The organism is Streptomyces sp. NPDC007164 (genome assembly GCF_040634135.1).
Classification (GTDB): domain Bacteria; phylum Actinomycetota; class Actinomycetes; order Streptomycetales; family Streptomycetaceae; genus Streptomyces; species Streptomyces sanglieri.
The window spans coordinates 18,491-28,439 of the sequence record NZ_JBEYFB010000017.1; the positions used below are offsets into that span (position 1 = coordinate 18,491).

The window sequence follows — 9,949 nt, forward strand, 5'->3', positions numbered from 1 at the left end:
GGCCGCCGGCTCCGAACCACGGGGCTCCCTTCAGGTACTCCCGCTCGTCGGTCATGCGGAACAGAAGCACCAACCGGATGACCGCTTGGCTTGTTCCACATCCTGCCTTCGGCGGATTGCGGCTGGGCCGGGTGGGCCCGTTCAGGAGTCAAGATCCTCCATGACCTTGCGCAGCTCACGGGCACCCCGCTGCGACATCGCTTGCATCACGCCGTCGAGTAGGGCACGGCCTTCGAGAGGGTTGCCGCAGCAGTACCAGTGCACATTGCCGAACTCGTCGTCGTGCCACAACTCACGTTCGGGGCGGTGGACGTGGTTCTTCCACAGGCGCAATGCCGCGCCGACGTCCCCCGGTTGGAGATAGTTCCGTGTGCGTTCGAGGCGAACGATCTCGGACAGTGTGCCCGGAGAAAGGCGATCGATGGCCAGTCTGGTGCTCTGCGACTGGTGTCGGTCCGGGATTCCGGCCCGGATGCGGCCCGGCCGTCTACGCGGCATGGACCTTTCGATTGGTCGGCATGCAGTACATGGTGCCACGATCTCGAACGGCTTCTCGAACGGCTTTCTCGGACGGGTTCGCTCACCTGGCAGAGCCTGGTCAGCGACTGCATCGCCGTCCAGCGTCTGCTCCGGTCCGGCCTGCTCCGCCCGGAGCAGGCCGGACCGGAGGGCGCCGGCAGGCCGATTCGCCCCGATCCGAACGATGGGCCGACGAAGGACCCCGCGGGGTGCGGGACCGGAATTCCCGCCCGCCCCGCGCTCGCGTGTCGTTCCGGCTGGTCGCCTACGGGCCGTCCCCTGGGCGACTTCCGGGCGTGCTGTTCCCAAGCCCCGCGGGCCCCTGCTTCGCTGGATCCATGACGTGACCGGACCGTCGTGACGTGATCGGGCACCGGAGTGGGGGATGCGTGGACGTCGGGAGTGCGACCGCCCTGTCGGCCGCCGTCGTGGGGGTCGTCGGGACGCTGCTGTCCGCGTTGCTGACCCAGCGCGCCGCCGACCGCAGCCGACAGCACGAGCGGGAACGCGCCGAGCTGGCGCGGGAATGGCGCAGCGAGGCCAAGGAACTACGGGTGTGCTACGTCGCCCTCAACACCGCGGCACGGCAGTATCTGGCCGCACTCACCGACCAGGTGCACGCCCTGGGCCGTGACGACTCGACGCCCGTACGGCAGCGGCTGGCGGAGGCGCGTGACCAGCACCGCGACGCGTACGCGGAGGCCCAACTGCGGGTGCCGGACCGGGTCCTCGACCTCGCGGGCGACCTCAGCCGCGAACTGGGCACGACCTACGGCATGGTGCGGCGCCTCGACGGCGGAGTGGCGCGCGAGGGGGATTCGACGGCCGCCGTCCAGGAACGCATCGACGTGCTCTGGCGCCGTCTGCGGGAGATGCGGCGGGAGATGCGGGCCGAACTGGGCGTCCCCAGGGTGTTCCGTGGTCGAAGCCCGGGAACCCGTCGTCCCACGTCCGACGGATCGGCATAGTGGTGTCGTTGCCGAAGGCGGTCCGGGCTCCGGGGGAGAGGAAGTGCCGATGAGTGACCAGGCGAGCGGCGGTGTCCAGGGGCTGCGTACCTGGTCGGCTGAGGCGGCGGAGAGGGTCAGAGAGCTGATCCCGGCCATGGGGGCACGAGCGGTGCCGCCGGCGGTGTACGACAAGTCGGTCGGCGAACTCGAACAACTCGTCCGGCTGTTGGACCACGATCCGGTGCTGCGCGGCGCGGTGAGTGTATGGCTCGGTGGCGCGCTCGCCCTGCGGCTTTCCACAGGGGCCGGGACCGATACGGACCGGGAGCGGGCGGAACGGCTCCTGCGGGACGCGCGGGACCGCCGCACGGCGCTCGGTGCCACGGTCGGAACGCAGGAGCGGCGGTGGGCGGCGCTGTTCCTGCTGACGCTCCTGACACCGATGCGCTCGCAGCCGGGCGCACCGGGGAATGTGCCGGACCTCGCCGCGTTCGTCGACTGGCTCACGCGGTCCGGGCCCGACGGGGTGATGACCTTCGCCACGGAGATCCACGAGCTGACCGACGACATCGCGGAACTGCCGCTGCCGTCCGAGTTCCTCACGGAGTACCGGCGGATGCGGGAGCTGTTCTCGGTCAGTACGGGGCCGGAGTTCACCGAGATCCTTGCGACCATGATGCCCGCCGGTGATCCCTTCGCGGATGTGCTGCGGCAGACGATGGGGCGGATGTTCGGCGGCGGCGGGGCGCCGGGAGCCGAGGGGCCCGAGGAGGGGGCTGCGGCCGACGGCCCGGGGGGCGAACGGGATACCGGAGCCGCGCCCGTGGGGAAGAGGGGAGCCGCGCCTGCCGAGGAGACCGAAGATGCCCCCGTCCCCGTCCCCGTCCCCGTCCCCGCCCTCGACCCGGAGCCCGGACCCCCGCTCGCCCTCGGTGACATCCGGCGCGTCGCCGCCGCCCTGGACGCGGTGAACGCCACCACCCACGGGTTCGACGAGGCGCTCAGGAACGGTGATGCCCAGGCGTTCAACGAAATGCTCCGGAAGCTGCGTTCCGTGCAGGACACGCCGCCGCCCGGCCCCGACCCGACGCCCGGGATCGAGGCCCTGATGGCGCTGTTGCTCAATGTCAGCGCCGGGGTCGGAGGCACGATCCAGGACCAGTCCGCGGGCCGCGCCCACGTGGACGCCGTCGCCCGCTACTTCGAGAACTACGACGGCCCGCTGCCTCCCGGGTTCCGGGACCCGGCCGTCCTCGGACGGGCACAGGTGCTCTACACCAAGGTGCTCGACGCGGAGGACGGGGAAGCGCTCCGCGGCCTCGTCGACGACGCGGAGGAGCTGGCCCGGACCGTCCCCGAGGGCCATCCGCTCCGTTTCGTCGTCGAACTGACCCTGGGCGCGGCCCTGACCCGGCTCGGCGCTGTCATCGGCGACCTGGAGCCGGTCCGACGCGGCACCCCCTTCCTGGAGAAGGGGATGACCGGCGCCCGCGCGAGCGGCTTCCCCTTCGCGGGGGTGACGCCCCTGCCCACCGTCCCGGACTTCGCTCTGCTGCGCGCCGCCCTCTCCGGTGGGACGGCGCCCGGCGTCGACCACGTCCCACCGCCGGCGGACGCGTCCACGGACGAGGTCTACTCCGCCGCGCTCTCCGCCGGACTGCGGTACGCACTCACCCGCGACCAGGCCGTCCTGGACACGCACATCGAGGAACTGGAGCGCGTGCGGGACGCCGTACGGGAGGGCAGGGCGCCGCGGATCGCCGCGGAGGCGCTGTGGAGACTGGCCGAGGCCTACCGCGAGCGCGGCGTCCGCGACCAGGACGTCCAGGACATCAGGGCGCTGGGCGCGGCCGAGGAGGCACTGACGGCGCTCGGTGCCGACGTACTGCTCCAGGCCGGTGCGGAACACGGACTCCTCACCGCCCGCTCCGGTGCCGACCGGGGCGTCCAGGCAGCGCTGTGGGCCGCCTCGCAGGGGCGGCTGCACGAGGCGGTGGCCGTGCTCGAACTGGGGCGGGCCCTGGTGCTGCACGCCGCGTCCACCTCGTCCGCCGTACCCGAACTCCTCGACGCGGACGGCCACCACGAACTCGCCGAGGCCTGGCGGGAGGCCGTCGCGCCCGGGGCGGACGGAGGGCCGGGCGACGCCCGGGAGCAAGGGGTGCCCGGCGAACTGCCGAGCACCCTGCGCCGACGAGCCCTCGAAGCCCTCGGCTACCGCGAGCGGGGCGGTCTGCTCGGCACCCCCACACCGGCCGACCTCGCGGACGGTGTCGCGGCGAGCGGCGCCGACGCACTGGTCTACCTCGTCCCGGGAGAGGACGCGGCAGCCGGAGTGGCGATCATCGTGTCGCCCGAGCGCGGCCTCGCCATGAAGGTCCTGCCGCTCCTGTCGGGCACCGAGAACGGACCGGTGGAGCGATACCTCGACGCCACCGCCCTGCGCGACGCCGCAGCCCCCGACGACGCGGCCGCCGCCCAGAACTGGGAGGAGTCCCTGGAGGCGCTGTGCGACTGGGCCCACGACGTGCTCGGCCCCGTCGTCAGCGCTCTGGAGGAGGCGCTGAGGCCCGGTGGCGACCGGGCGGACGAGCCGCTCCGCGTCGTCCTGGTGCCCTGCGGCCGCCTCGGCATCATCCCCTGGCACGCCGCGCGCGGGCCCGGCGGGACCTCACCCGCCTACCTGTGCCGGACCACGGTGTTCAGCTACGCGGCGTCCGGCAGCCAGTTCCTGCGCACGGTGCGGCGCGCGCCGCGGGACCCGGTGGCCGCCCCCGTACTCCTCGCCGATCCCACCCTGGACCTGACCTACGCCGAGGTCGAAGTCCTGGCCCTGCGGAACGCCTTCTACCCGGGGGCCCGGCTGTGCGGGGGGATGTTCGAGGTCCCCGAGGACGAACTGCTTCCCGGTACCCCGGACGACGTCCTCGGGTTCCTCGCCGACGGGACCTCGCTGCTGCACGTCGCCTCGCACGGATCGGCGGGCGTCCGGCCCACGGTCTCCGCCCTGCACCTCGCCGCCGAGCCGGCGGGAGACCCGGCCGCCGGAGCGGAGGGCACGGACCCGGGCGACCTCACCGTGACGCGGCTGCTCGACCAGCCGGTGTATCAACAACCGGTGCATCAACAGCCGGTCGGAGATGGACCGTTGGTCGTCCTCAGCGCCTGCCGGACCGATCTGAGCACCCGCGATCACGACGAGGCCCTGACGCTCACCACGGCGTTCGTCTCGGGCGGCGCACGGGACGTCGTCGGATCCCGGTGGGCGGCCGACGACGGCACCGCGGCTCTGCTGATGGCGGTCTTCCACCACCATCTGAACGTCGAAGGGCTCAGTCCCGTCGACGCGCTCAGGGCCGCCCAGCTGTGGATGCTCGATCCCGGCCGCGAGAACCCGGGCTCGCTCAGCGGTGTGCTGCTGCGACAGGCGGAAAGAACCGACCTGGACCGCGTCCCGCTGTGGGCCGCGTTCATTCACCAGGGGCACCCCGGCCCGGCAGGGACGGGGAAGACACGTGAAGAAGGGGGACCGGATGAACACGAGTGGTGAGGGCCCGACGGGCCGGCTGCTCGCACTGATCGGGGAACACCGCGCCGCCGTCCGCGCGGCACTCGACGAGGAGCAGTACGCGTTGCTGCTCACCCGGCTGGAGGCGCTCGCGGCGGTGGCACCCGACGACGGCATGGCCGTCCGCAGGGCCTGCCAGGGCATCCGTCTCGCCCTGCTGGCGCTGCCGTTCGACCATCCCGTACGGCCCGCCCTGGACGCCGTACGCCTGGTCGCCGCGCCACCCGAACCCGCCGTGGTCCTGGACGCGCGGGAGCTGATGGCGCTGCTGGCGCCCACGCGGCCACCGGCACCGGGCACGCCGGAAGGCACCTCGGACGAGATCCTCCGCGCCCCGGCCCTCTCCAGGGACGAGGCACACGCCCGGTGCGGCGGAGCGGCGCCGCCGGAACTGATCAGGCTCGCGGACCCCCGGGGCGGCGAGCGCTACCCGCAGTTCCAGTTCCCCGAGGGCTGCGGAAGCCCGTACGAGGTGGTCATCCGGGTCAACCGGCTGCTCCTCGCCGACATCGACCCCTGGGGGGCCGCGGCCTGGTGGCTCAGCGGGAACACCTGGCTCGGCGGGACACCCGCGGCGCTCCTGGGCCGGCTGCCCGACCAGGAACTGGTGGGCGCGGCCACCGCGCTGGTGGAGGGGGACTGATGACAGGCATCTTTCCCATGACCTCGCTGGAACTACGGCCCGTCCTGCACGTGCTCCCGGCCGGGACCGAGCTGTGGCGGGTGCACAACATCCGTTACGCGCCGGACGAGTTCAACCCGAAGCTGGCAGATCCCTTCGAGTTCAAGAACGGCAGCCGTTTCGACGGCACACCGCTCGACCCGTACCACTGTCTGTACCTCGGGGACACGGCGACCACGGCCCTCGCGGAAAGCGTGCTGCGCTCCCGCCCCTTCGAACTGCCCGCCGGGCGGCGGCGCATCCCGTACGCCACCGTCCTGCACCGCACGCTGAGCGTGCTGCGCACCCGGTGCGAGCTGACCCTGGTCTCCCTGATCGAGGCGAAGGACCTCGCCGCCGTCTGCCAGGAGTCCACGCTCCTGGAGGACGAGCGCAACTATGTGTCCGCACGGCGCTGGGCCAGCGAGATCCGGGCACAGGCACCCGAGGCCATGGGCCTGATCTGGCAGTCCCGGCACAACCGGCCGCAGCGTGCCCTGGTGCTGTTCCACGACCGGTTCGCGCACTGCGACGGCAAGCCGCTGGACGTGGTGCCCACCTCGGGGATCCCGCAACTCGACTCCGACGCGGGCATCGACCGGGCGAACCAGTACCTCGAACCCCTGCGTGCGGAGATTTCACGGCCGCGACGGGAGTGACGCCCGCGAGAATCCGGACCGGCTTGTCCGCAGAGGGACGTGGTGCCATGGTGATCGCATGGCATCGCCCCAACCTGACCTTGCGTCAACTCTCGAAGAGATCAGGGAGGTCCGGCGCATCGGCCTCGTCCGGCTGCGCGGTCGCCCGCTGCCGCACCTGGAGTCGGCGGCGGCCGTGGCCGCGACCGGAGCCCGTACGCCGGGTGCGGCCGTCGAGTCGCTGCTGCGGCGCGCCGTGTCGCTCCTGGACGAGGGCACGCTCCGCACCACCGCCGAGTACACCCTGGGTCTCGCGCAGGGCACCCGGGACTGGCCCGCGTCCTCGCGCCGGGCCAGGGCGGCCTCGGTGTACGGCGTGAGTGTCGAACGCTTCCGCAAGGACCACGAGGTGATGGTCCTGGGGCAGGTCGCCGAGCACGTCGTACGCCTGGCGACGGCGCCGGCCGAGCCGGAAACGGAGGAGGGGGCGTCGCCGGGCGGCGAAGGGGAGCGGAGCACCGTCACGCACCGGACGGTGCGGGTCCTCGTCGGGGGCCGCGAGGTGGTGCTCACCGTGCACATGCACCCCGTGGACCTGCTGCGGGACGTGGACGTGGTGGTCTCGCCGATCAACGTCCACCTCGCGCTGCCCGAGGCGTACAAGTCCTCCGTCGCCGCGTCGCTGCGGCGGGCGGCGACCGTGTGGGGGGTGACCGGTGATGTGATCGAGGACCCGGTCCACGACGGGCTGCGCGAGTGGGCCGCCCGGCACAACACGTCGGGGCGCGCCGTGCTGCCCGGCACGGTGGTCGCCACCGGTTCGGGCGCCCTGACCGCGCAGGGCGTACGGCGGATCCACCACGCCGCGATCGCGGTGCCCCGGGCCGGCACCAATGACTACGACGTGCTGCCCGCCCATGTCACGACGGCGGTTTCGCGGACCTTCGCGGTGCTGGCCGAGGAGTCCGGGCAGACGGCCCCGCCGCTGCGGTCGGTGTGCTTCCCCCTGCTCGGCTCGGGCCGCGGCGGATTGCCGTACCACGTCAGTCTGGGCGCCGTGTGGGCCGCCGTCGAGGCGGAGTTGGCGCGCGGCGCGGACTGGGACGTCCACTTCGTGGTGCGTACGCCGCGGGCGGCTGCCCTGGTGGCGCGGATCGCGTCCAGGATGCGCCCGTAACGCGCCCGGTCCGCGACCGGCCGACCCGTTGGAATGGAGCTGAGCCCCTCCGCCCGGCAGATGGCGAGGCGAGAGCGGCGTGGCGCATTCGCGTCGCCGGAATCGCCGTAGGGACGCGCACGGTCGTGACTCCGCCCAACGGCACCGGTCGGTGAACGACGGGGTGGTGAGCGGGTTGATGGTGTGGCGTCCGGTCGTTCGCGCCGGTATCTGGGGGCGCCGTGCCGGCGGCGCGGGGCCGCAGGGGAGGCGCGGCCGGTGGGTGGGTGAGCACGGGGCGCCGCCGACGAGGATCGGAGGGGATTGTTCCGGTCGTGGTCGGCTGATGGAGTCTCCGGCGAGTTCCGTCAGCGGTTCACGGAAGCCGCCCGTACGTAGATCTGACGTGAAATCATCAATCCTCCTCTGCAAGGGGGTTGGGTGATCACGGCGGCCACCGGTGCGTGGCCTCGGCAGCGCCCGGACCGCCACGGCGAGCCGGGGCACGGACGGACTACGGGGGGCTGTGGTGTGCTTGGTGTCTGTCCGGTGTGCGCGACTCCGGAGGACCGGCGGGACATCTGCGCGGTCTGCGGCTGGCGACTCCACGACGACCCGGTGCTCGGTGAACTGACGGCACCGGACCTGGCAGCCGCCGAGACCGCACTCCAGGCGGCGGAACACGACTGGGACCTGCGAGCGGCGGCACTCGCCGCACCCGACCCGGGCGACCACCCGTGCCTCGCCGCAGTCATCAGGGGCGGCCCGCCGCAGAGGGAGGAGCGGCCCGGGGCCGTTCTCCCCGGCGGCCGGAGCGCCCCCGACGACCTTCCCGCGCCGGCCGGACACGGCGCACCGCTCGACGAGCTCCGGCACGGCCGCGCGGAACTGTCGTTCGTGGAGTGCGCGCCCGACGGGCTCCACCTGACCCGGGTGACCTTCACCGAAGCCGGAATCCCGGTCCTCCGCGACGCGGACAGCACCCCCTGGCGCACGGTCGTGCCCGCTCTCGACGCCGACGCCACCCTGCGCCGCTTCCAGCTCGCGGGCGGCAACGGCACCCTCCCGCCCGTGGACCGCCAGGCGTTCGACGACGCCGTACGGGGATGGCTCACCCCGAGCCTGTCGAACGTCCGGGGGACTACGGCCGTCCTGCTGCGCCCGCCACCGGGCTGGGAGCTGCTGCGGCGCGCGGCCGCCGTCGTGGCCCGGGACCACGCCGTACGCCTCGAACTGCCCGCGGACCGCACCGCGTCGGTGGAACCGGGCCACCCGGGGGAAACGCCCGCCCGCCGCGCCGCCGTCGACCGGGTACGGCGACTCCTGCGTACGCTGCCGCTCCTCACCGATCACACCCTGCTCCTGGCCCGCGCCGACCGGGACACCGGAACCGTGCACCCGTACAGCCATGTGCTCTTCCCCGCGGGTTCCCGGCTCGCCCCGGGCGAGACCGCGACCGCCGAGGTCACCGTGTACGGCGGAGCCACCGGCGGCAGCCCCCTTCACCTGCCGGTCCTCGCCGGGACCCCGGCCGCCGACGGCAACGGCGCCCCCACCGTGACCGTGCACCGGCTCAAGGTCGGGGCGCTGGAACCGGCACAGCTCACCTTCGTGCTGCGCGGCCCCGGCGAGGTGGACCTCGTCGCCCCCGCGAGTGAGCGGCCGCCCGAGCAGTCCTTCGTCGATGTGCCGCGCCTGCTGTCCGGTCTGCCCCGCCGGATGGTGCGCCCGCCCCGCCTCGATCTGCTGTTCACCGTCGAACTCAGCGGCGCCGACCTGGCCGAGACCGAGGAACGCCTCACCTTCGTACGGGACGTCGCTGCCCTTCTGGCCCGCAGGGATCACACCGGCACCGCCGTCCGGGTCGGCGCCGTCGGCCACTACGACCACACGGACTACGAGAGCACCTGGGCCAAGGAAGGCACGCTGCTGCGGGCCCCGGTCGTCGCGCGCCCGCCCGCCGAGCTGCCCCGGGCGCTGGCCGACTGGACACCGGCCCTGCGGCGCCAGGACGCCGTGTCGTCCCTGGAGGACGCGCTGCACGCGGCGGCCTCGCTGCCCGCCGTGCACTCCGGCACCGCCAGGGCGTGCCGGGTCCTCCTGATCGTCGGCCGCCGGCCGCCGGCCCCGTCCCGTCAGCACGGGGTCGTACGGGCCTGCCCCCGCGGCACGGACTGGCGGGCGGCGCTCGCCCGGCTGCGGACGGACGGCTTCCGCGTGCTGGCCAGGGCGGACCCCGCGACCGGACCGCCGCCACCCGACACGGCGGGCAGACAGACCAGGCGCTACGCGGACGAGGCCTGGCGGGCCCTCGGCGCCGACGGGGTGCTCCGTCCGGGCACCGACTCGGCCCAGGACGCGGTCCGGGCCCTCGACCCGCCCTGGCGGCACGAGGGCCCGGAATGCCCGTTCGCCTTCGCCGCCCCGCTCATGTGACACCACCCCACGACGTGGCCC

The 9,949-nt window shown here is 73.5% G+C and carries 7 protein-coding genes; 6 read left to right on the forward strand and 1 reads right to left on the reverse strand.

What is annotated here, in order from left to right; all coding sequences use genetic code 11:
- Window positions 1-141 precede the first annotated feature (141 nt).
- Window positions 142-498, reverse strand: a complete 357-nt coding sequence (locus ABZ622_RS21705; RefSeq protein WP_360545490.1) for a hypothetical protein — start codon at window positions 496-498, stop codon at window positions 142-144.
- A gap of 410 nt (window positions 499-908) precedes the next feature.
- On the opposite strand from ABZ622_RS21705, the gene ABZ622_RS21710 reads away from it, so the two are divergent.
- From ABZ622_RS21710 to ABZ622_RS21735, 6 genes are all read left to right on the forward strand, one after another.
- Complete coding sequence (locus tag ABZ622_RS21710; protein ID WP_360545492.1) at window positions 909-1,487, forward strand: hypothetical protein; 579 nt, start codon at window positions 909-911, stop codon at window positions 1,485-1,487.
- A gap of 49 nt (window positions 1,488-1,536) precedes the next feature.
- Window positions 1,537-5,019, forward strand: coding sequence for a CHAT domain-containing protein (locus ABZ622_RS21715; protein WP_360545494.1), 3,483 nt, complete (start codon window positions 1,537-1,539; stop codon window positions 5,017-5,019).
- The gene (locus ABZ622_RS21720; RefSeq protein ID WP_360545496.1) at window positions 5,003-5,680 is read left to right on the forward strand and encodes a hypothetical protein; all 678 of its coding nucleotides are present in this window, start codon (window positions 5,003-5,005) and stop codon (window positions 5,678-5,680) included. The genes ABZ622_RS21715 and ABZ622_RS21720 overlap by 17 nt, the downstream gene beginning before the upstream one ends.
- Window positions 5,680-6,357 carry an RES family NAD+ phosphorylase gene (locus ABZ622_RS21725; RefSeq protein WP_360545497.1) on the forward strand — a complete coding sequence of 226 codons (678 nt, stop codon included), beginning with the start codon at window positions 5,680-5,682 and terminating at the stop codon, window positions 6,355-6,357. Before ABZ622_RS21720 ends, ABZ622_RS21725 begins: the two co-directional genes overlap by 1 nt.
- Window positions 6,358-6,415: 58 nt before the next feature.
- Window positions 6,416-7,513: a hypothetical protein gene (locus ABZ622_RS21730; RefSeq protein WP_360545500.1), complete on the forward strand. Its 1,098-nt coding sequence runs from the start codon at window positions 6,416-6,418 to the stop codon at window positions 7,511-7,513.
- Between the two features lie 528 nt (window positions 7,514-8,041).
- Window positions 8,042-9,928: a hypothetical protein gene (locus ABZ622_RS21735; RefSeq protein WP_360545502.1), complete on the forward strand. Its 1,887-nt coding sequence runs from the start codon at window positions 8,042-8,044 to the stop codon at window positions 9,926-9,928.
- The last annotated feature ends 21 nt before the right edge of the window (window positions 9,929-9,949 follow it).

Bases quoted from the DNA above. Each gene is read 5' to 3' on its own strand.
- ABZ622_RS21705 (WP_360545490.1), bottom strand. From the start codon at position 498: ATGCCGCGTAGACGGCCGGGCCGCATCCGGGCCGGAATCCCGGACCGA.
- ABZ622_RS21715 (WP_360545494.1), top strand. From the start codon at position 1,537: ATGAGTGACCAGGCGAGCGGCGGTGTCCAGGGGCTGCGTACCTGGTCG.
- ABZ622_RS21720 (WP_360545496.1), top strand. From the start codon at position 5,003: ATGAACACGAGTGGTGAGGGCCCGACGGGCCGGCTGCTCGCACTGATC.
- ABZ622_RS21725 (WP_360545497.1), top strand. From the start codon at position 5,680: ATGACAGGCATCTTTCCCATGACCTCGCTGGAACTACGGCCCGTCCTG.
- ABZ622_RS21730 (WP_360545500.1), top strand. From the start codon at position 6,416: ATGGCATCGCCCCAACCTGACCTTGCGTCAACTCTCGAAGAGATCAGG.